The following is a 23,030-nucleotide window of genomic DNA, read 5'->3' as shown; positions in this document are numbered from 1 at the left end:
TGTTTGTTAACGGACGACAGAGAAATAAATCGGAGAACCGCTATTATGCGTATTTTGCTCGTAGAAGACGATCCAACAACATCCAAAAGCATTGAAATGATGCTCTCCCACGCGAATTTAAATGTCTATTCAACGGACCTGGGCGAGGAGGGCATCGACCTCGCAAAACTATATGATTACGATTTGATCCTTTTGGATCTCGGCCTACCTGACATGAACGGCCACGAAGTGTTGCGCCAATTGAGATTGGCCCGCGTTGATACTCCGATTCTCATCCTCTCTGGGGCGGATGACCCCGAGAACAAAATCAAAGGCTTCGGTTTCGGCGCTGATGACTACCTGACCAAACCATTCCACCGCGAAGAATTGGTGGCTCGTATCCATGCCATCATCCGCCGCTCGAAAGGGCATTCGCAATCCATTATCAAAACGGGCAAAATCGAGGTCAATCTTGACGCCAAAACGGTCTCTGTCGACGGACGACCTGTTCACCTCACGGGCAAAGAATACCAGATGTTGGAACTTCTTTCCCTACGTAAGAGCACAACCTTGACCAAAGAAATGTTCCTGAACCACCTCTACGGTGGCATGGACGAGCCCGAATTGAAAATCATCGACGTGTTTATCTGTAAGCTGCGCAAGAAACTCGCCACAGCGACAGGTGGCGACAACTACATCGAGACGGTTTGGGGACGTGGCTATGTCTTGCGCGATCCTGAGCCGAGCGAGATGGACCATCCTCTCGCTATCGGGGCTTAAGGCTTACGTTTTTCCTCCTCTGTTTCCTCCCGTCGTGGCCGTTGGGTTTCTCCGAACCTGACGGCTTTCGATTGTGAAATTGCCTGTCTTTCTGATCATCTTCATCTAGACCTCCCCGCCGCGCTCTCCTAAACCTTGAGGGGCGCGAAATTGGGAGATCGTTTCATGTCGGCCGACACCTCTTTGGATCAGGTAAGTGTAGATGCGTTGACCCGCGACCAAGCGGAAGCCGAACTGGCGCGTCTTGCCGATCTCTTGGCTCAGGCCAACGCGGCCTACCACACCAATGATGCGCCCGTGATGGATGACGCCGGCTATGACGCGCTCAAACGGCGCAATGCCGCCATTGAAGCCCGATTCCCAAATCTCAAACGCGCGGATAGCCCCTCCGAACAGGTGGGCGCAAAGCCGTCGGACGGATTTGGCAAGATCACCCATGCGGTGCGGATGATGTCGCTGTCCAACGGGTTTGACGATGCCGACATTCACGAATTCGACGCGTCCGTGCGCAAATATCTCGGCGCTCCAGGAGAGATCGCCTATACCGCCGAGCCAAAGATTGACGGGCTATCACTGTCCCTGCGCTATGAGAGGGGCGAGCTGATCCATGCGGCCACGCGCGGCGACGGGGCCGTAGGCGAAAACGTCACCGCCAATGCCCGCACCATCGCCTCCATCCCGCAGCATATCGACGGGGCGCCCGACATTCTCGAAGTGCGCGGCGAGGTCTATATGACCCATGCCGATTTCGCCGCCCTGAACGCGCGCCATACCGAGCGCGGTGGAAAGACCTTCGCCAATCCGCGCAACGCCGCCGCTGGATCGCTGCGCCAGTTGGATCCCGAAATCACTCGCGCGCGGCCTTTGGCGTTTTTCGCCTATGCGTGGGGCGAGTTGTCCGAACCTTTGGCCGAGACCCAAATGGAAGCTATCGAACGGCTCGCCGCATTCGGCTTTGCCACCAATCCGCTGACCAAACGCTTTACCGAGATCGACGCACTCTTGGCCCATTACCGCGAAATCGAAGCGGCCCGCGCCACACTCGGCTATGACATCGACGGCGTGGTCTACAAGGTGGACCGCCTCGACTTGCAGCGCCGATTGGGATTTCGCTCAACCACGCCACGGTGGGCCATCGCCCATAAATTCCCCGCCGAACTGGCATGGACCCACCTTGAGGCCATCGACATCCAAGTGGGCCGCACGGGCGCACTCTCTCCCGTAGCCCGTCTGAGCCCCGTGACCGTCGGCGGTGTCGTGGTCTCCAACGCGACCTTGCACAACGAGGATTATATCGCGGGCTACGGCTCGAAAGGCGAGGTCATTCGTCCCGATGAGGAGGGGCAGCCCAAGGACATTCGCGTGGGCGATTGGGTACAGGTTTACCGCGCGGGCGATGTGATCCCGAAGGTCGCAGATGTCGATCTTGCCCGACGCAAGTCCGACACGTTGCCATACAGCTTTCCGACCACCTGTCCGCAGTGTGGATCAGACGCCATCCGCGAGGAGGGCGACGCCGTACGCCGCTGCACTGGCGGCATGATCTGCCCTGCGCAGGCGGTGGAAAAATTGAAGCACTTCGTCTCCCGCGGCGCCTTTGACATTGAGGGGCTCGGGGCCAAGCAGGTCGAGCAATTCTACCATGACGGATGGGTGCGCGAACCCGCCGACATCTTCACCCTGCGCGCGCGTTTCGGCTCTGGCCTGCAACAGCTCAAGAACCGAGATGGGTGGGGCGACAAGTCTGCTGCCAACCTGTTCGAAGCTATTGACGAAAAACGAAAAATACCCCTCGCCAAACTCATTTTTGCCCTTGGCATTCGCCATGTCGGTGAAAACTCCGCCACGCTTTTGGCCGCCTCATACGGCTCATGGGAGGCGTTCGAGCGTGCCATGACACAGGCCGAAATCGGCAGCGGCACCGCATGGGCCGAGCTATTGGACATCGACGGGGTCGGCGAGGTGATGGCAGGCTCACTCGTCGCGGCCTTCCACCAAGAGGGTGAGCGCGCCTCAATCGACCGCCTCGTGGCGCATTTGACCGTAGAGGACGCCGCACGCCCCAAAGCGGACAGCCCAGTGAGCGGAAAAACTGTTGTGTTTACAGGGACTTTGGAGAAAATGACCCGCGCCGAGGCCAAGGCCCGCGCGGAATCGCTTGGGGCCAAAGTTGCCGGTTCCGTGTCCAAGAAAACCGACCTGCTTGTTGCGGGGCCAGGTGCGGGATCGAAAGAGAAAAAAGCCACAGAACTCGGGATCGAGATCCTTGATGAGGATGGCTGGCTCGCGCTGATCGGTGACGCATGAGCCGAGGGCGCCCCGATATCCTTTTCCCACTCTTCGCGGGGTTGGAAACGCTGACGGGCGTTGGTCCGAAAACGGCCAAATCCATGGCGGGATTGAATGTCGAGCGTCCGCGTGACTTATTGTTTACATTGCCAAATTCGGTCATTGATCGCCGTCGCCGCGCGACCGTTCAAGGGGCCAATGTGGGCGAGGTCGTGACCGTCGAGGTTACGGTGCTGCGCCACCAGAAACCCGCCCGAAAAGGATTGCCCTACCGCGTCACGGTTGAGGACGACGCGCTCGCCTTTCAGGTCGTGTTCTTTCGCGGAGCCCCCGACTGGATCGAAAAGCAACTGCCACTCAACGAGCGACGGCTGATTTCGGGCAAGGTCGAGATGTACGACGGTCAGTTCCAGATGCCCCATCCAGACCACATTCTGGAGGTGGACAAGGCCGACGAATTACCCAAGTTCGAACCGGTTTACCCACTCGCAGCGGGCGTAACGCAAAAGGTGATGGCCAAGGCCGTCGCGGCCGCTCGCGCCTTGGTTCCTGAGGTCGATGAATGGATTGAACCCAACCTGCGCGCCCGCGAGGGATGGCCCGATTTTGCCACGGCATTGGAGCAAACCCATGAGCCGCTGTCAGGCCATGAGGTGGCCGCCAGCTCGCCCGCGCGTCAACGTCTGGCCTATGATGAATTGTTCTCGCATCAGGTCACATTAGCCTTGGCCCGTGCGCAGGTCCGGCGCGGAAAAGGGCGTGAAAACAAAGGGAACGGTGCTTTGCGCAGTCGGGTTTTGGCGGCGTTACCCTTTGAGCCCACGGGCGCTCAGGGCCGCGCCATGACCGCCATTGCTGAGGATATGGCCAGCCCCAAACGCATGAACCGACTGCTCATGGGCGATGTCGGATCGGGCAAGACACTGGTTGCGTTCGATGCGCTTTTGATCGCCGTTGAGGCGGGCGGGCAGGGCGTGATGATGGCCCCCACCGAAATTCTCGCACGGCAGCATCTGGAGAGTTTACGCCCCTTGGCCGAGACGGCGGGTGTGGTGCTTGAACTGCTCACAGGGCGCGACAAAGGACGCGAGCGCAAGGCCAAACTCGAGGCTTTGGCGCGGGGCGATATTCAGATTTTGGTCGGCACCCACGCGGTGTTCCAAGATGAGGTGATCTATCATGATCTGCGTCTTGCCATTGTCGATGAACAGCACCGCTTCGGCGTGTCGCAGCGCATGGCGCTCGCGAAAAAGGGCAAAGGTGTCGACGTCTTGGTGATGACGGCAACGCCGATCCCGCGCTCGCTTTCCTTGGCGCAGTTTGGCGACATGGATGTGTCGGTGCTTGATGAAAAGCCACCTGGGCGAACACCTGTCAAAACCGCTTTGAGTTCCACCGAGCGCTTGGACGACGTGGTTGCGCACCTCAAATCCGCAACCGAACAGGGACGGCAGGCCTATTGGGTCTGCCCCTTGGTCGAGGAAAGCGAGGTCATGGACATGATCGCCGCCGAGGAGCGGTTCAAGGTCTTACGCGCCGCCTTGGGCGAGGGACGCGTCGGCTTGGTTCACGGGCAAATGCCGCCCGAGGCCAAGGACGACATCATGCGGCGGTTTTCGGCGGGCGAGATATCAGTTTTGGTCGCGACAACGGTGATCGAGGTTGGCGTCAACGTGCCAAATGCCTCGATTATGGTGATTGAACGGGCCGAGCATTTCGGCCTCGCGCAATTGCACCAATTGCGCGGACGGGTCGGGCGCGGCGATGTGGTGTCGACCTGTCTGCTGCTCTACCAACCGCCGTTGACCGAGGGCGGGCGCAGACGGCTTGATATTATGCGCGACACCGATGACGGGTTTCGGATCGCTGAGGAAGACCTCGCGATCCGTGGGGCAGGTGATGTTTTGGGCACGGCGCAATCGGGACTACCGCGGTTTCGTGTGGCGGATCTGGAGCGCCAGTCGGCGCTGATGGCTTTGGCGCAAAACGACGCAAGGGCGCTGTTGGCGACAGATCCCAAGCTGGAAAGCCCGCGTGGGGCAGTGGTTCGCCTGCTTTTGTGGCTGATGGGGCGAGACGAAGCTATTCGTTTAATATCAGTCGGTTAACAACATGCGCCTAGGTGGTGTTCTATTTTGTTCGCAAATGTTCTCAAAAAGTTCTTTACACAGGTCGGTAAAAGTGAGAACAAATGAGCAACGAAACATCAACCACTTAGCGATCACGCAATATCGCCAGCACGTAGGAGACATCATATGTTGACCGAGATTAAAGCCATCGTTGCCCGTTCCCGCTCCACGATGATCGAAGATATGATTGGTGTCATTTCTTTGATGGTGATCCTGATGGCTGGCCTGTCCCTGCCGGCTCTCGTCTAATTGGCCTCTGTTTGATTTTACCTTTCTGCCCTTGATCTGTCCCTGCGACCCTTCATTCGTCCCCTGAATGTCTGACCTTTTCCTGTCCCGTCAGGTGTCGGTGCCTCATCACGACACTTTCGGTCGCCAGATCAATACTTCCGCCGCCTTCGTCCCCGAAGTGCGGCGGTTTTTTGTCTAAGGCTCAAAAGAGCAGGGGGGAAGACGCTCTGTGCGGGCAAGGTTGCCTAAAACGTATAGGCGACACGCAAACCGCCCCAGTGTTCGCCATCCACAATGATCGGCGCAGAGATATCTTTCATCATGACAAAAGTTCCACCGCCCATATCACGGCGGTAAACCTGTAGCAGGAACGGTTTGGTGTTGCGGCCTGCCTTCAACCCCACACGGTCATTAAAGATGCGTCGATTGCGTGCGTGGCCTGCATTCCATTCGGGATCTTGGCCCTGAGGCTGTGAGAATTTCTTGTTATGGGTCGGCAGATAGCCGTTTGGATCGATCGCAGCACAAAACACGACCTTGTCGCTAAACTCCAACATCGGCTCTTGAACAGCGGGAAGGACAGCATCAGTGAAATCGGTAAACCGCGCCCGATATTGCTGCGGATTTGTGCCGCCCATCGGTGTGTAGGTGCGGTTAAACAAGTCCTCTTTGGTAATACGGCCCGCGGCGATGCCGTCTTCAAAGAGGGCCGAAATCTGTTTGGCGGCCTCTTTGGTGCGCTCGATAAAGACCAAATCCTCGCTCGCGCCACCGAGATCGACAGTGGTGCGATAAATGGTTTCGGACGTGTCGATCAGGTTGTTGACGCGGCTGTGTGCCTCATGGATGCCCGATGCGGTGGCCTCTGCCGACTGGCCGATTGAGGCAAAGGCGGGTTGGAATTCCTCGACCGCCAGACGCACCTTTTCCGCCTCAGAGGCCATAGTACGGGTCGCATCGCTTGTCTGACGCACCCCATCGGCAATCTCGGTCAGGGCGCGATCGGTTTCCTCGGAGCCATCCAATACCACTGCGGCGTCATTGGATACGCTCGACGCCTCTGTTCTCAATTTCTCGACCCATCCCGACAGGGCCTGAATATTTTCCTCGATCCCTTCGGCTGCGGTGGCGGTTTTACGGCTCAGCTCATTGATCGCTTCGGCTACAACGCCAAAGCCACGCCCGGAGTCCCCCGCACGCGCCGCCTCAATCTTGGCGTTGATCGCGAGGATATTCACCTGCCGCGCAATGTCGGCGATGTTCTTGTTGTCGAGTTCAACGGCGGAAAGAGAGGAGGCGACTTGCTGCATCCGTTCGGATAGCGCTTTTACCCATGAGGCAACGGTGTTGGAGCGTTTACCGTTTTCGCGCACAAACCCCACTGATCCCTCGACTTTCGTGAGCGTGTCTTCGGTCACGCTTGTCACTGTTTCCAAGGCGTTGCGCACTGTCGAATTGGCTTCAAGCACACCCTCGGCAGATTTTTCAACCTGCTTGAGCACCATAAGTTGGCTTGAGGATTGTTGATCCACTGCATCCAGAAAACCCGCGATATCGACGATTTCATAGCCCAATCGCCCTGCGTGATCGGCAAGTTCGCTCAATTTCGGGTCCGCATTGGATGCGGCCTCAAAGGTTGGATTTGGAATCATAGGCTCCTCCGCTCTTAGCAGAGGCCTACAGCAATTCGATTACCTGTCCGTTAAAACTAGACCTGTTTGGCTGTCTCAGCTTCATGGGCAGCCTTTGCAGCGGCGGTGACAGCCAACAAAATGGACGCATGGCGGTTCTTGTAGTCTCGCGCAGGCAATAAGGCTTCAAACCCCTCAAAAGGGGCCGATGGCACGGGACCATCCTGTTTGAGAAAGGCGGTCATTTCATCGCGAGCTTGGTCCAACTCCTCCGCCGTGCGCCCCAAAATATGTGCGCCGAGCACTGCCGCAGAGGCCTGACCCAAGGCGCAGGCTTTGACGTCTTGGGCGAACTGCGCCACCTTGCCGTCCTCCATGACCACATCCACGGTCACGGTAGAGCCACATAGGGGCGCCCGTTCACGCACAGAAACTTGTGGTGCATCGAGGCGACCGACATGGGGAATATCAGCGGCAAGGGCGAGCAATTTGCCCGAATAGAGCTTGGCCAGATCGGTGGACATAGTTTGCCTTTCATCTCAAGGCCTTTTAGATAGGGCAAGCCGTGCCACAAGGAAAGAACCGAACATGACCTTTGATCCCGCCTCCCTGAAATTTGATGACAAAGGGTTAATTCCCGCAATCGCACAGGATGCTACGTCGGGCGAGGTGTTGATGATGGCTTGGATGAATGCGGAAGCTGTCGCGATGACCTTGGAGACGGGAAAAGTCACCTATTGGTCGCGCTCGCGTCAGGCGTTCTGGATCAAGGGCGAAACATCGGGTCACGTGCAAGAACTGGTAGATTTCCGATATGACTGCGACAGCGATTGCCTGCTGGTTCTGGTCAACCAGACGGGCGCGGCCTGTCACACCAACCGGCGCACTTGTTTCTATCGCGCGGTGCGGGATGGTGAAGTTGTCGAGTTGATGAAACCTATGGACTAGGCGCTTAAAACGGCGGCAGCAGGGCGATGACCTCTTGTGGTGTCAGTCCTGCGTCGCGGTAGGTTGCGATGGCGCGGGCATCGTCGCGTTTGGCGAGGCGTTTACCATTCTCATCCCTGATCAAGCCATGATGGTGATACGTCGGGACAGGCAGGTCGAGCAGCGTCAGCAAGATCACCTGAATGGCCGTAAAATCAAAGAGATCCTCGCCGCGCACCACATGGGTGATCCCTTGCGCCACGTCATCGAGGGCAGAGGCGAGGAAATAGGCCACGATCTCGTCGCCCTTACGTGACAGAACCACATCACCAATCTCGCGCAAGGCCCGCTCGCGGTTAATAACGTGGGTGCCTTGGTGTGTCGCACCCGTTTCCACAAAGCTCACCTCACGATCCGCAAGTCGGTCAAGCGCATTGTCGAGGTGCAGCCGCAGCGCGTCGCCCGTCTTACGGCTATCCATCGTGCGATGTTTGCATGTCCCGGGGTAGACATCATGGGGAACGCCCTCTTGTGGGGCGGCCAGTGCGGCACGGATATCGGCGCGGGAACACGAACAGGGGTAGAGCAGGCCGAGCGCGTCGAGGCGCTCTAGGCTGCTGTCGTATGAGGACAGTTGCGCCGCCTGAGACAGAATCTCGCCGTCCCAATCCACCCCGAGCCACGTAAGATCCTCAACGATCTGAGCGGCCCATTCGGGCTTGGAACGTTCAAGATCCGTGTCCTCCATCCGCAGCAGGAATTGCCCACCAGCCGCTCGCGCCATCTTGTGACCGATCAGCGCCGAGTACGCGTGACCGAGGTGCAGCGGCCCCGTGGGGCTAGGTGCAAATCGCGTCACGTATTGCATTAACCTTGACCATCAAGCCATTGATTATAATCTTCTTTGGCGCGATCTGTGTAGCCTTTGTAGCGTTCTTTGCGGCCCTTGCGACCTCCGCGCATCCCGTCGAGCGGAGGGAAGAGGCCGAAGTTCACATTCATCGGCTGGAAGGTCTTGGCCTCCGCGCCGCCTGTAATGTGATTGATCAATGCACCCATAGCCGTGGTAAAGGGTGGCGGTGGCAGATCGCGCCCCAAAAGTTCAGCCGCAGCCATACGGCCCGCGAGCAAGCCCATGGCGGCACTTTCCACATAGCCCTCAACACCCGTCACCTGACCCGCGAAACGAATATTTGGGCGCGATTTCAAACGCATCTGGTCGTCAAGTAATGTTGGCGAGTTCAGGAAGGTGTTGCGATGGATACCGCCGAGGCGCGCAAAGACCGCATCCTCCAAGCCAGGGATCATTTTAAAGACCTCGGTTTGGGCACCGTATTTCATCTTGGTCTGGAACCCGACGATATTGTAGAGCGTGCCGAGCTTGTTGTCGCGGCGAAGCTGTACCACGGCATAGGGCTTGTTCTCAGGGTCATGGATATTCGTGAGACCCACAGGCTTCATCGGTCCAAAGCGCAGGGTTTCGCGCCCGCGTTCGGCCATAACTTCAATCGGCAGGCAGCCGTCGAAATAGCCCGCTGTTTCGCCTTCGTGAAACTCGGTTTTCTCAGCTTCGGCAAGGGCGTCGATGAAGGCCTCATACCGCTCTTTGGTCATTGGACAGTTGAGATAGGCCTTTTGCTCGTCCTCTGTCTCGCCTTTGTCATAGCGCGATTGGAGCCATGCAATGTCCATGTTGATGCTATCGGCATAGACAATCGGCGCAATGGCGTCGAAAAAGGCCAAACGATCCGTGCCCGTTTCCGCCGCGATTGCTGCGCCGAGCGTGGGGGAGGTGAGTGGTCCCGTGGCAAAAATCCACATGCCATCCTTGGGCAATGCGTCGATCTCACCGAATTCGACGGAGATATTAGGGTGCGCGTTGATTTTGGCGGTGATGTGTTCGGCAAAGGCCTCACGGTCAACGGCTAAGGCGCCCCCCGCAGGCAGCTTGTTGGCATCGGCCGCAGACATCACAAGACCATCTGCTGCCCGCATTTCCCAATGCAGCAGCCCAACGGCGTTTTGCTCGTCATCATCCGAGCGGAAAGAGTTGGAACACACCATCTCTCCGAAATTGCCTGTTTGGTGCGCAAAGGTTTCGACCTTAGGGCGCATTTCATGGAGGACGACGTTAATGCCGAGGTTCGCAGCCTGCCATGCGGCTTCGGAGCCTGCCATGCCGCCGCCGACGATGTGGAGTGTTTTATCTGTCATAGGGCCCATCTAATGCGCATTTGAGGAATTGAAAAGAGAAAGCGGGGGCGTTTTGCCCCCGCGTTCTGTCGTGATTGGAACCGTCAGAGCGGCGGATTATTCCGCGTCTGTCTCTGGCGTCTCATTGCTTGGCGCGTCCGTAACAGCGGAGCCCTCGTCCTCATCGCTTTCCGCAATATAGGCCACGGACACGACTTCTTCGCCTTTGCCGGTGTTGAACACCTTCACGCCACCTGCGCCACGCGAGCGGAAGGAGATGCCGCCAACGGGACAGCGGATCGATTGGCCTTTGGAAGTGGCGAGCATGATCTGATCTTCCATGCCGACAGGGAAGCAGGCCACGATCGGACCACCGCGCATGGTTTTCTCCATTGCGGTCACCCCTTGGCCACCGCGACCACGCACAGGATAGTCATGCGAGGAGGACAGCTTGCCGATACCGCCTTTGGTGATCGTCACCAGAAGTTCTTCGGCGGCTTTCATATCTTCGAACCGTTCCATGTTGATGGAGCCTTCCGAAACCTCTTCGTCGTCATCGGCGGCCTCGACTTCATCTGCACCCGCCAGTTGACGACGCATTTTGAGATAGGCCTGACGCTCGTAGCTTTCAGCCTCGAAGTGTTTAATCACCGACATCGACACCACCTCGTCGCCGTCATTGACCAACTTGATGCCACGCACACCGGTGGAGCTACGCGAGTTGAACACGCGCACGTCGGTGACGGGGAAGCGGATGGCGCGACCGCTTGAGGTCACAAGCATCACATCATCGTTCTCATCACAGATACGCACATTGATCAGACGGGTGTTTTCGTCTTCGCCTTCGAACTTCATCGCAATTTTACCGTTCGATTTCACATTGGTGAAATCAGACAGGCGGTTGCGACGCACGGAGCCTTTGGAGGTGGCAAATACGACCTGAAGATCATCCCATTCCAACTCGTCACGATCCACGGGCATAATTGCCGCGATAGACACGCCTTGCGGAATGGGCAAGATTTGCAACAGCGGCTTGCCTTTAGCCGTCCGGCCGCCAAGCGGTAGACGCCATGTCTTGAGCTTATAGGCCATGCCGTCATCGGTGAAGAACAGCAGTTGCGTGTGAGTGTTGGCCACGAACAGAGTCGTGATAACATCCTCGTCCTTTGTCGACATGCCCGACAGGCCCTTGCCGCCACGCTTTTGCGCACGGTAATCGGCAAGCGGGGTACGTTTGGCCCATCCCGAGGAGGTGATGGTCACGACCATATCCTCTTTCTCGATCAAGTCCTCATCGGCCATATCGCCTGACCAGTCCACGATCTCGGTGCGGCGGGGTACAGCAAAGAGGTTTTTCACTTCGCTCAATTCGTTGGAGATGATCTCCATGATCCGTTCACGCGACGCGAGAATGGCGAGGTAGTCTTTGATTTTCCCTGCAAGGTCTTGCAACTCGTCCGTGACTTCCTTGACCCCGATCTGGGTCAAGCGTTGCAAGCGCAATTCCAGAATAGCGCGGGCTTGGGTCTCGGACAGGTTATAGGTGCCGTCGTCGTTCATCTTGTGAGATGGATCGTCGATCAGCTGGATATAGGGCGCGATGTCTGCGGCAGGCCAACGGCGCTCCATCAATTTTGCGCGCGCCTCTGCTGCGTCAGAAGATGCACGGATGGTCGCAACCACTTCGTCCACGTTGGTCACAGCCACAGCCAAGCCACACAGGACATGGGCGCGATCACGAGCCTTGCGCAGCTCGAACGCGGTCCGCCGCGCGACGACTTCCTCACGGAATGTGATGAAATGCTCCAGGAACTGGCGCAGGGTCATCTGTTCGGGACGTCCACCGTTGAGCGCCAGCATATTACAGCCGAAATAGGTTTGCAGCGGTGTGAAGCGATAGAGTTGATTCAACACAACTTCGGGCGTCGCGTCACGTTTCAATTCGACCACAACGCGCACACCGACACGGTCGGATTCATCCTGGACGTGGGCGATGCCCTCCACCTTTTTGTCGCGCACAAGCTCGGCGATCTTTTCGATCATCGTGGCCTTGTTCACCTGATAGGGGATTTCGTCGACGACGATGGCGTAGCGGTCCTTGCGGATTTCCTCGACACGGGTTTTGGCGCGGATAATCACCGAACCACGGCCCTCAAGGTAGGCTTTGCGGGCGCCGGAACGGCCAAGCATCATCGCGCCCGTTGGAAAATCGGGACCTGGGATGATCTCCATCAACCGCTCGGTCGACACATCTGGGTTTTCGATCAGCGCCAGCGTCGCATCAATCACTTCGCCCAAGTTGTGCGGCGGAATATTAGTGGCCATACCGACCGCAATACCGCCCGCGCCATTGACGAGCATATTGGGATAGCGGGCAGGGAGAACCGTTGGCTCTTTGTCCTTACCATCATAGTTCAGCGTGAAATCAACGGTGTCCTTGTCGATATCAGACAACAGATAGGCGGCAGGTTTATCCATGCGCACTTCGGTATAGCGCATAGCAGCGGCCATATCGCCGTCCATCGAACCGAAGTTCCCCTGACCATCCAACAGCGGCAGAGACATAGAGAACGGCTGCGCCATACGGACCAACGCGTCATAGATCGCACTGTCACCGTGAGGGTGGTATTTCCCCATGGTATCGCCCACGGCACGCGCCGATTTGCGGTAGCTCTTGTCATGGGTATTGCCCGCTTCATACATCGCAAACAGGATGCGGCGGTGGACGGGTTTCAGACCATCACGCAAATCGGGAATAGCACGGCTCACGATCACCGACATGGCGTAATCGAGATAGCTCGATTTCATCTCATGGGTGATGGAGACATGCTGTCCGTCCCAAGGAAAGGGTGTGCGGATATTTTCGTCTTCGTTATCAGGGGTTTGGGGAGTGTCGCTCACGTTGTCCGCCTGTTGTTTGTCTATGATCTATATCGTGTTGTACGGCACTCTACCCCATACGGGATATAGGGTGCAATGGGCGATCCCATTGGGCGACAAGAGAGGCATATTTGACGTCAAACACCGCAGAATCGGCGCTTGCGCACTACTTTTTGCGGCGCTTGAGACGGTTGAGCGGATTGGCGCGTTTCAGGCGGTCTTTGAGCGCTTGCGCACGCAGGTCAGCCAACTCCGATCCAAGGCGGCGCGAGCGCGGTTTGAGCGGGATCACTTTAGGCTGTTCTTTGGTCATACGCGTATAAATAGGTGCTCAAGCGCGGGATTTCCATGCCCAGAGCCACAGTGCCACAAACACCACGGAGGCAAGCGCATTATACGAGGCCATCGACAGACCGAACAAGTCCCAAACCACTTCGTCACACAGCGCAATCGACACATCCATGCTCGCGGAGGGCAGCAAATCCGCGCCCGACAGGCCCGACAAGCTATCGCCCGTTGATGTGCAGGAGGTCGGCCCCTCCCACCAGTCGCGCTCCACACCCGTGTGGAACACCCCAAGACTCGCAGAAACGATCATCGTCAGCGCACCCAATAGCGCCACCCAACGACCACGTGTTAGCGCAAAGAGCAGGCCGAGGCCGATGGCGATAGCATGTGGCCATCGCTGCCACAGACACATGGCACAGGGCGCATAGCCCGCCGCTTGGAAGGCAAAAGCCCCGAGCAGAACGGCGAGCGAGCCAACAGCCGCCAAGGCAACCAGGCGCGAACGGGTCAGGGCAGAGGAGAGAGTGTCGATTTGGGTCATAGGTATTTCACGGCATAAAAGCCGCCCACAAAGATAAGGATTAGGAGTGTAAAGACGAGGCCCAAGCGGCGCTCGATGAAATCGCGGATCGGCGTGCCGAATTTCCACAACAGCGCCGCCACGATAAAGAACCGAAGCGACCGCGCCGCAATGGAGGCCGCGATAAAGACGGGCAGGGACAGCTGCGTGGTGCCCGACAGGATTGTGATGACTTTATAGGGGAAGGGCGTCACGCCCGCGATCAGAACCGCCCAAGCGCCATATTCATTATACTTGACCGCGAATTCGTCGAAATAGGCGTCCTTGCCATAAAACTCCAACACAGGGCGCCCGATGGTTTCAAAGGCCCCATAGCCGATCCAATAGCCGAGCATCCCGCCTGCAACTGATGCCACAGTGGCAATCCCCGCAATTTTGAACGCCTCACGCGGTCGGGCGATGATCAGCGGGATCATCAGGATGTCCGGAGGAATAGGAAAGACCGAGCTTTCGATGAAGGCGACAATGGCGAGCGCCCAGAGTGCGTTGGGGCTTTGGGCCAACTGCAAGGTCCATTGATAAAGGCGCTTGATCATCTGCTCTCGTCTCTTCGTGACTTTTGCCCTTTAGGCACCAAAGCTCCCACAGGGTCAAGATGCGCGTCGCACCACACATACACACATCCGCGTGTGGCGCGCCTCTGCGTGTCGCGTAATTTTGCTTGAGGGCAGGGCGCACGGCTCTATGGTACGGGCCAACAGATTTGGCGAGGGCATCACTATGAAATGGCGAGGGCGGCGCGGATCGCGCAACATCGAGGATCGTCGCAGCAGCGCAGGCGGCATGTCACGGGGCAAAGCAGTCAGCGGCGTTGGAGGACTCGGCCTCATCGCCATTGTGGTGATCGGAGGCCTGCTTGGCGTTGATGTCACCCCCTTGCTTAACGAGGTTGGCATGGGATCAACTGACGTGAGGACCAGTGGCAGCGCACAGATTACGGCCGCCGACAAACGCGCAGGCGAGTTCGTCTCTGTCACATTGGCCGACACCGAAGAAATCTGGAGCGAGATTTTTGCAGCGCAAGTCAACAAACCCTACGACCCCGCCATTCTGGTACTGTTCAAAGGTGTGACCCAAAGCCCGTGTGGCGGAGCATCAGGCGCAACAGGGCCATTCTACTGCCCCGCTGATCAAAAGGCTTACCTTGATACCGACTTTTTCACCACGATGGAACGCCAGTTGGGGGCAGGCGGAGATTTCGCTGCGGCCTATGTTGTGGCCCATGAGATCGCCCACCATGTTCAGGACGAATTGGGCATCCTGAGCCAAGCCAACCGCTTGCGTGCACAAGTGAGTGAAGAAGACAGCAACGCCATATCTGTACGCATCGAGTTACAGGCCGATTGCTTTTCGGGCATTTGGGCCCGCTACGCCCAAGAGCGGTTTGGATCTCTGGAACGGGGCGACATTGCCGAGGCTATGAATGCAGCCAAACAAATCGGCGACGACACACTGCAACGTAATGCGGGGCGAGTGCCTTCACCTCACACCTTTACCCACGGCACATCCGAGCAGCGGCAACGGTGGTTCGCGACAGGATTTGAGACGCCGGACCTAGCCGCCTGCGACACCTTTAGCGCCGAGCGGCTATAAAAACGAATTTTCATGCGATATGGGTCTGGACGAGGACGAAAACCTCGGCTAAACCGCGTCTCACTTCAGCCCGTGTGGTGGAATTGGTAGACACAGGGGATTCAAAATCCCCCGCTGTAACAGGCTTGGCGGTTCGAGTCCGCCCACGGGTACCATTCCAAAAATGTAAATGTGTGTTTCGAGGTTCATGTCCTAATTTGGGCAGGGAGACGTTTTACCTTTGCAGTCAGCGCATTTCCGCGTGTTTTTACCTACTGTCAGCACATTTCCGCGTATTTTCTTTGACTGAAGTCTTTTGGCGCTGCCGTTAACTATTTGTTCACACCAAGAAAACTATTCGTTTGAGAATCTATGTTCCCAATCTGGAAACGATTCGTTTTTCGGCACATTTTTGCCATATTCCACCGAACGTTGCGCAACTGCAGATTGAGCGAATTATTTTTTCAAAAAACACTACGTCACGAGCCGCCTTACTATTGACATAAAGGTTTCGGGAATGACCATCAAAGATAAACTATTGAATTAATTAAAAAACACACAATATTACCTAGAGTTAACATTTCTCTCCCTCCCCATAAATAGTGGGAAATCGTGGTTAACGTAGGGTGAGAAACACATTTCCGACAAAATTTCAGTTGCACGGCACGGCACAGGTCGTCATCTCTTGCCTTGCCCAACTGGGGGGCATCAAGGCCACGGGGGCGGCCACGAAGTTAACGTTCCATATTTGGATCGTACAACGCTCGTGACCGCAGTGGAAATCGACACGCAAGTGTCGGTGGTGAATAGCTGCTGGTTTTCACGGGGTTGCTTGTAAAGCAGCCCCCACGGTTGTTGTATATTCTAAACTTGGTTCTCTCCTTCGTGGATCGGCATTTGACTATGGCCGGCTCAGTTGAGTTTTGGTTCCGCGTTCCGAGCCGTTCGGACGCGTTCATGTTTGGAGAGACATACGATGACGTTTTGGTGGAAATGCAATGACGGTGGTTCAACCACCCCGACCGGTTCTTCAGAACCTGATTTCAACAGCAGCTTGGTAGAAAATCTGGTCGGCCTTTGGGAATTTTCCAATGGGGCCACGACAAAAGACACCGGGCTTGCCGATAACATTGCTCAGAACGGTCATTTCCATGGCGGAGCCCATGCCTCAAACGGGGCGCTAAAACTCGATGGAAACTGCGACTACTTTGACGTTTCTGGACAGGATGCACCGTTTGACCTCTCAGAAGGCACAGTGCAGGTCCAGTTCACCCAAGATGACCATGTCGGCTCTTCGCCTGATACGATCGTTAACCGCGGTGAATATTGCGACAAAGATAGCGAAGGCTATTTCAACATTCAGGTGACAGCTAACGGCGCTGTAACTGTGGCTCATTATTCTGGCTCGGACTCTCTCTCCCTGAGCACGGGTGCGGGTTTCTTTGATGAAGGTGACGAACTGCGCGTGTCCTATTCTTGGGATGACGACGGGCAGGGGTCTTTCGTTGTCGAGAACCTGTCTGAAGGTACGACATACGAAACCGAATTCGACAGCGCCGGTCTCAATATGGACATCGGCGACAACGACGACGAGAATTTCACATTCGGCGCGCGTGAAGTGGACGATGGTTCCTACGACCAATACTTTGACGGCTCGATTGCCTATGTCGCTGTGTTCTCAGATCCGAGCATCACCTCAGGTGGTGATCTCGATGGTATCGTCGAAGGCACAGACGGCGACGATCTGATCGACGTGGATTACACCGGCGATCCGGATGGTGACATGGTCGACAACGATGACGCAATTCTCGACGGCGAAGTCGGTGATGACGACATCATCATGGCAGGCGACGGTGACGACACCGTTCTTGCAGGCGAAGGCAACGACGAAGTGTTTGGCGGCAACGGCGATGACATCATCGACGGCGGCGCAGGTAATGACACGCTCTACGGCGACAACGGTGGCATTTCGACACCCTCAGGCAACAATGCCGACGCCCTGTCGCTCTCGGCTTCCAATGTCCGCGCAGGATCGCAAACAGGGGCTGATGGCTGTGCCTCCGAAGGCGATAGCGTCATCTATGAGAACGTCACAACCACTGCCGATGGCACCGTGGTCATGGCGAAACTCGTCGTCGTCGACGTCGACAGAGGTCTAAACGTTGACCTGACAGGCGGCGAAGGCTCCGAAATTTTGCTCAACGGCAATAACGATTCCTCTGATGGCGGCAAAGAAGCCTCCTTCCGTCTCGAGTTCTATAACCAAGCGACAGGCGAGCCGATTTCGATCAACTCGGTTGCAACCTTTGGCGATCTCGATCTGACGAACACGCCTGAAAAAGTCACCATCTCCACGGAGACCTTTAGCAACTACGGCACCACTGCGGACACGTCCTTGAACGTGACAACCGGCTCGGGCACAGTGACCGCCCAAGGCACCGAAGAGAATGATCCGAGCGACCAAGACGCATGGTTCTCGGCCAGCTTTGAAAACGAGAGCTTCATCGAATTCACGCTCACATCGCGTGACGTCAACTCGGGCTTCACTCTGAACGGTCAAGTGATCGACTCTCCTGTTGTCGTTGACATCGTCGATCCAGGCAATGATGTCATTTCCGGCGGCGAAGGTGACGATCTGATCTTCGGTGAAGGCGGCGATGATACGCTCGACGGCGGCGAAGGTGCGGATACCATTTCCGGTGGCGACGACAGCGACACCATTCTTGGCGGCGCAGGCGACATCATTGATGGCGGCGACGGCGGCGACGATTGGGACATTCTCGATCTCACGGGCAAAGGTCCGTTTTACCTCGACAACGTCACCGACGATCTTAACGGCAATGGCATCAACGGCACAGTTGTGTTCGTGGATGACGATGGCGAGCCCACAGGCGAGACCATCACCTTCACCGAAATCGAAGAAGTTCGTGGCGACGATGTTGGTCGTCCGCCCGAAGCGCATGACGACACTGCGACCGTTGAAGAAGACGGATCAACCGTCATCAATGTGCTTGGCAACGACACCGATCCGGACGGCGACGTTCTGACCGTTGATGAAGCCACAAGCCCCGATGGCACCGTCACCATCAATCCCAATGGGACGCTGACTTTCGAGCCAAACGAAAATTTCAACGGCTCGACCACAATCACCTACACTGTCAGCGATCCCGAAGGGAACGAGGACACTGCAACGGTCGACGTCACAGTCACACCTGTGAACGACGCGCCTGATGCGGTAAACGACGAGATCACCACGGATGAGGACACGGCTGTCACCATCGACGTGCTCGACAATGACACGGATGTGGATGGCGACACGCTAACGATCACAGGCGCAACAGTTCCAAACGACCAAGGGTCTGTTGAGATTGTGGCAGGCAAACTGGTGTTCACCCCAGCAGAGGACTTCAACGGCCCTGCAACCATTTCCTACTCCATCGAGGACGGAAACGGCGGCACGGACACGGCGACAGTCACTGTCAATGTGACCCCGGTGAACGACGATCCTGTGGCTGTGGACGACGCATTTGATACGGACGAAGACACAGCGGTTGTTATCGATCTGATCGGCAACGATACCGACGTGGACGGCGATCCGTTGACCATCGGCACTGTCTCTGTTGATCCTGCGTTCGGGACAGTGGTGGACAATGGCGACGGCACAGCGACATTCACACCCGCACCTGACTACAACGGCCCAGTCACCATCGACTACACGGTTGTGGATGGCCAAGGCGGCGAAGACGACGGCCAAGCCGTTGTAAACGTTGGGGCAGTTAATGATGGCCCAACCGCCAACGATGACAGCGATACAACACTCGAAGACACAACCATCACCGTGGACCTGCTCGGCAACGACACGGACCCAGATGGCGACAGCTTGACGGTTACAGGTGCTTCTGTGCCTGCAAGCCAAGGTACGCTCGTTGACAATGGCGACGGCACTGTGACCTTCACGCCTGCTGAAAACTTCAACGGCGAAGCCACCATCAGCTACTCCATCACGGACGGCAACGGCGGCACGTCTTCTGCGACCCACACCATCGACGTCACGCCTGTGAACGACGATCCTGTGGCTGTGGACGACAATGACACCACTGACGAAGATACCGAAGTTGTGGTTGATCTGATCGGCAATGACACTGATGTTGACGGCGATCCGCTGAGCCTTGGCTCCGTCTCTGTCGACCCTGCCTTCGGGACAGTGGTGGACAATGGCGACGGCACAGTCACCTTCAAACCTGCACCTGATTACAACGGCCCGGTCACAATCGACTACACCGTTGTTGACGGTCAGGGTGGCGAAGATGACGGTCAGGCCGTTATCTCTGTCGGTGCAGTCAATGACGCGCCTGTTGCAAATGACGACGAAGACACAACACTCGAAGACACAGCCATCACCGTGGATCTGATCGGCAACGACACAGATCCGGACGGCGACACATTGACAGTGATCAACGCCACGGTTCCTGCGGACCAAGGCACGCTCGTTGACAATGGCGATGGCACTGTGACCTTCACGCCGGCTCCAGATTTCAATGGCGAAGCGACGATCAGCTACGAAATCTCTGACGGCAATGGCGGCACAGACACAGGCGTTCACACCGTCAACGTGACACCTGTCGACGACGCACCTGTCACCGAAGACGACACAGCGACAACACCTGAGGACACTGCGGTCACCATTGATGTGCTCGACAACGACACGGATCCAGACGGTCAGCCTTTGACAATCTCGGACGCGACAGTGCCTGCAGATCAAGGCACCGTGGAAATCGTTGGCAACGAGTTGGTGTTCACACCTGCGCCTGACTTCAACGGCCCAGCCACGATCACCTACACAGCCCAAGACCCTGATGGCAACGAAACACCGGGCACCGTCACAGTTGACGTCACACCTGTGAACGATGCACCTGATGCGGTTGACGATACCGCGTCCACAGACTTCAACACAGCTGTCACCATTGACGTGCTCGACAACGACACGGACGTGGATGGCGATGATTTGAAAGTGGTCGCGGCGACAAGCCCCGACGGCACCGTTGACATCAATGCCGATGGCACCATCACCTTTACTCCGACTGACGGTTTTGAAGGTGAGACAACCATCACCTACACGATTGAAGACGACGGTGGTCTTCAGGACACGGCAGAAGTCACAGTCACGGTCGACGAACAGCCACTTGACGGTATCGTCGAAGGCACAAGCGGTGATGACCTCATCGATGTGACCTACACGGGCGACCCCGAAGGTGACATGGTCGACAACAACGACGAAATCCTGCCGGGCGAAGGTCCAAACGACGACATCATCTATGGCTACGACGGCGATGACACGATCTACGCTGGCGAAGGCGACGATGACATCGACGGCGGGACCGGTGATGACACCATCTTTGGTGAAGACGGCGACGACATTATCGTGGACGAGCAAGGCTCCGACACGGTGGATGGCGGCGAAGGCGATGACGTCATCGACGTGGCAGGCGGCGACAGCCCTGACACAATCGCGGACTTGCTTGGTCTGACCGATCCAAACAATCTGGCCGATCTGGACTACTCGCCTTATTCCGAAATCATCCCTGTCGATAGCGATCCCAACGACGACAAAGATACTGTCATCGGTGGCGCGGGTGATGACACCATCATCACAGGCGACGATGCGGACTATATCGAGGGCGGTGACGGCGACGACACCATCTACTCGGGCATCGACGATGATATCGTCTATGGCGGCGCAGGTGATGACTACATCGAAGACGTCCAAGGCGCCGACTATGTAGAGGGTGGAGCAGGGGACGACACGATTATTGTCGGCTTCGACACCTTCTCCGACTACACCAATGGCACCATCAGCGATGATCCGAACCTTCCATCTGCGGGCTATCCGTTCCTCAACGATCAAAACCAGATCGACGGGAAGGACGAGGTCCACGGTGGTGACGGCGACGATACCATCGTAACGGGCGACGATGCCGACCTGATCTACGGCGATGCTGGTAATGACACCATCAAAGCAGGTATCGACGACGACACGGTCTACGGTGGCGCTGGCGACGATTACATCCTCGGCGGACATGGTTCCGACTACATCGAGGGTGGCGACGGTGACGACTACATCGACGCGTCCGATGCGTTCAAGGTGATGAACTACACCGACGAGGACGATGCAACCGATCCGTTCCCCAACAACGACATGGACACGGTCTATGGCGGTGCGGGCAACGACACGATCATCGGTGGCGACGACCAAGACTCGCTCTATGGTGAAGATGGCAATGACACCATCGACGGCGGCATCGACGACGACATCATCGACGGTGGCGCAGGCAACGACACTCTCATCGGCGGTGACGGCGACGACACCATCACGGCGGGTGAAGGCTTTGACACGGTCGACGGCGGCACAGGGTCGGATACGATCTACGGCGGCGGGGACAATGACGTCCTCTCTGGCGGCGATGATAACGACTTCATCTATGTCTCCGAGAGCCCATCGGGTCTGAACAACACAACTGTGCATGGCGGTGCCGGTGGTCTCGATTGGGACACGCTCGACTTCTCCGACATGATCGACAACGGTTGGGTTGTAACAAACCACGTCAAGAACCCCGACAGCGATGGAAACGGCTTTGACGGTCAGGTTCAGCTTTATAACGCTGACGACAACGCCTACGCCAACATCAACTACACGAATATCGAGAAAGTCATTCCGTGCTTTACCCCCGGAACGATGATCGCGACCCCAGAAGGGGAACGTGCGGTTGAGAGCCTCAAAGTCGGTGACAAGGTCATCACCCGTGACAACGGGATGCAGACGATCCGTTGGGTCGGTGCCAAAAAGATGACCGTGGAAGAGATGACGAAACGGACGGAACTCAAGCCCATTCTCATCCGCAAGGGTGCGCTTGGTCAGGGTCTACCGGAGCGCGATATGATCGTGTCCCCGAACCACCGTATGCTCGTGACCTCCGAGAAAGCGGCGCTGTTGTTCGAAGACTACGAAGTCCTCGTCGCAGCCAAGCACCTCGTGGGGCGTGAGGGCGTCGAAGAGCTTGATGCCTGCGATGTAACTTACATCCACATCATGTTCGATCGCCACGAAGTCGTTCTCTCTGACGGTACATGGTCCGAGAGCTTCCAACCGGGGGACTACACTCTGGCTGGGATTGGCAAGGAGAGCCGCGAAGAGATCTTCGCCTTGTTCCCCGAGCTGCGCGACGTCGAGACCCGCGAGGATTACGTGACAGCCCGTCGCGTCCTGCGCAAACACGAAGCTGCGTTGTTGGTCAACTAAACCCGACACTTGTTTTGCTCTGAGGCGGCGCTTCGGCGCCGTCTGAACCGGACACCAACCTGTAGTGGGGCTGGGTGTCCGGTTTTTTGTTTTCAAAGATGGAAAATTGTCGGGGCTTCTTTCGTAACCGCCTCATTGATACCGCGGGTTATGCTGCTTGAGTGTCAGCTCTCGAGGCGTGAGGCTTCCAATTCCATGGCAACAACTCTTCAAGCCGGTTGATCGTGTGATCGTGGATGCGGTCGAGGATGTCG

The 23,030-nt window shown here is 56.9% G+C and carries 15 protein-coding genes and 1 tRNA gene; 8 read left to right on the top strand and 8 right to left on the bottom strand.

The window, feature by feature from the left end; translation table 11 throughout:
* Window positions 1–45 precede the first annotated feature (45 nt).
* The 4 genes from ctrA to ACN0TS_RS07650 all read left to right on the top strand — a co-directional run bounded on the left by ctrA (window position 46) and on the right by ACN0TS_RS07650 (window position 5,426).
* Complete coding sequence (gene ctrA, locus ACN0TS_RS07665; RefSeq protein WP_417258760.1) at window positions 46–759, top strand: response regulator transcription factor CtrA; 714 nt, start codon at window positions 46–48, stop codon at window positions 757–759.
* A 165-nt stretch (window positions 760–924) separates the two neighbouring features.
* Window positions 925–3,066, top strand: a complete 2,142-nt coding sequence (gene ligA, locus ACN0TS_RS07660; protein ID WP_417258759.1) for an NAD-dependent DNA ligase LigA — start codon at window positions 925–927, stop codon at window positions 3,064–3,066.
* On the top strand, window positions 3,063–5,156 hold the full coding sequence (gene recG / locus ACN0TS_RS07655) for an ATP-dependent DNA helicase RecG (protein ID WP_417258758.1): 2,094 nt from the start codon (window positions 3,063–3,065) through the stop codon (window positions 5,154–5,156). Before ligA ends, recG begins: the two co-directional genes overlap by 4 nt.
* Window positions 5,157–5,303: 147 nt before the next feature.
* The gene (locus ACN0TS_RS07650) at window positions 5,304–5,426 is read left to right on the top strand and encodes a hypothetical protein (RefSeq protein WP_417258757.1); all 123 of its coding nucleotides are present in this window, start codon (window positions 5,304–5,306) and stop codon (window positions 5,424–5,426) included.
* A gap of 227 nt (window positions 5,427–5,653) precedes the next feature.
* On the opposite strand, the gene ACN0TS_RS07645 is transcribed toward ACN0TS_RS07650, so the two are convergent.
* Both ACN0TS_RS07645 and ACN0TS_RS07640 read right to left on the bottom strand, forming a co-directional pair.
* The gene (locus ACN0TS_RS07645) at window positions 5,654–7,060 is read right to left on the bottom strand and encodes a methyl-accepting chemotaxis protein (protein WP_417258756.1); all 1,407 of its coding nucleotides are present in this window, start codon (window positions 7,058–7,060) and stop codon (window positions 5,654–5,656) included.
* 56 nt (window positions 7,061–7,116) lie between these two features.
* Entirely contained in the window at window positions 7,117–7,563 is a 447-nt protein-coding gene (locus ACN0TS_RS07640; protein ID WP_417258755.1) for an iron-sulfur cluster assembly scaffold protein, read from the bottom strand.
* A gap of 64 nt (window positions 7,564–7,627) precedes the next feature.
* On the opposite strand from ACN0TS_RS07640, the gene hisI reads away from it, so the two are divergent.
* Entirely contained in the window at window positions 7,628–7,987 is a 360-nt protein-coding gene (gene hisI, locus ACN0TS_RS07635) for a phosphoribosyl-AMP cyclohydrolase (RefSeq protein ID WP_417258754.1), read from the top strand.
* Between the two features lie 4 nt (window positions 7,988–7,991).
* Here hisI and gluQRS read toward each other — a convergent pair whose 3' ends face one another.
* From gluQRS to ACN0TS_RS07605, 6 genes are all read right to left on the bottom strand, one after another.
* Window positions 7,992–8,834: a tRNA glutamyl-Q(34) synthetase GluQRS gene (gluQRS, locus tag ACN0TS_RS07630; protein ID WP_417258753.1), complete on the bottom strand. Its 843-nt coding sequence runs from the start codon at window positions 8,832–8,834 to the stop codon at window positions 7,992–7,994.
* The gene (gene trmFO, locus ACN0TS_RS07625; protein WP_417258752.1) at window positions 8,834–10,180 is read right to left on the bottom strand and encodes a methylenetetrahydrofolate--tRNA-(uracil(54)-C(5))-methyltransferase (FADH(2)-oxidizing) TrmFO; all 1,347 of its coding nucleotides are present in this window, start codon (window positions 10,178–10,180) and stop codon (window positions 8,834–8,836) included. The genes gluQRS and trmFO overlap by 1 nt, the downstream gene beginning before the upstream one ends.
* Window positions 10,181–10,276: 96 nt before the next feature.
* Window positions 10,277–13,060 carry a DNA gyrase subunit A gene (gene gyrA, locus ACN0TS_RS07620; RefSeq protein ID WP_417258751.1) on the bottom strand — a complete coding sequence of 928 codons (2,784 nt, stop codon included), beginning with the start codon at window positions 13,058–13,060 and terminating at the stop codon, window positions 10,277–10,279.
* A 145-nt stretch (window positions 13,061–13,205) separates the two neighbouring features.
* Window positions 13,206–13,352 carry a hypothetical protein gene (locus tag ACN0TS_RS07615; RefSeq protein WP_417258750.1) on the bottom strand — a complete coding sequence of 49 codons (147 nt, stop codon included), beginning with the start codon at window positions 13,350–13,352 and terminating at the stop codon, window positions 13,206–13,208.
* Window positions 13,353–13,370: 18 nt separating this feature from the next.
* Complete coding sequence (locus tag ACN0TS_RS07610; RefSeq protein WP_417258749.1) at window positions 13,371–13,868, bottom strand: disulfide bond formation protein B; 498 nt, start codon at window positions 13,866–13,868, stop codon at window positions 13,371–13,373.
* Window positions 13,865–14,443, bottom strand: coding sequence for a YqaA family protein (locus tag ACN0TS_RS07605; RefSeq protein WP_417258748.1), 579 nt, complete (start codon window positions 14,441–14,443; stop codon window positions 13,865–13,867). The genes ACN0TS_RS07610 and ACN0TS_RS07605 overlap by 4 nt, the downstream gene beginning before the upstream one ends.
* A gap of 184 nt (window positions 14,444–14,627) precedes the next feature.
* Here ACN0TS_RS07605 and ACN0TS_RS07600 point away from each other — a divergent pair, with 184 nt between their 5' ends.
* The 3 genes from ACN0TS_RS07600 (at window position 14,628) to ACN0TS_RS07590 (ending at window position 22,776) form a co-directional block, all read left to right on the top strand.
* Complete coding sequence (locus ACN0TS_RS07600) at window positions 14,628–15,500, top strand: neutral zinc metallopeptidase (RefSeq protein ID WP_417259085.1); 873 nt, start codon at window positions 14,628–14,630, stop codon at window positions 15,498–15,500.
* 68 nt (window positions 15,501–15,568) lie between these two features.
* A tRNA-Leu gene (locus ACN0TS_RS07595) sits at window positions 15,569–15,655 on the top strand.
* An 800-nt stretch (window positions 15,656–16,455) separates the two neighbouring features.
* Window positions 16,456–22,776 (top strand): cadherin-like domain-containing protein, encoded by a 6,321-nt coding sequence (locus tag ACN0TS_RS07590; protein WP_417258747.1) that lies wholly within the window; start codon window positions 16,456–16,458, stop codon window positions 22,774–22,776.
* The last annotated feature ends 254 nt before the right edge of the window (window positions 22,777–23,030 follow it).

This window comes from Celeribacter sp. (genome assembly GCF_048266405.1).
Lineage (GTDB): Bacteria > Pseudomonadota > Alphaproteobacteria > Rhodobacterales > Rhodobacteraceae > Celeribacter.
The sequence above is the reverse complement of the archived record's forward strand: the minus strand, read 5'-3'. Positions and strand labels throughout refer to the sequence as shown.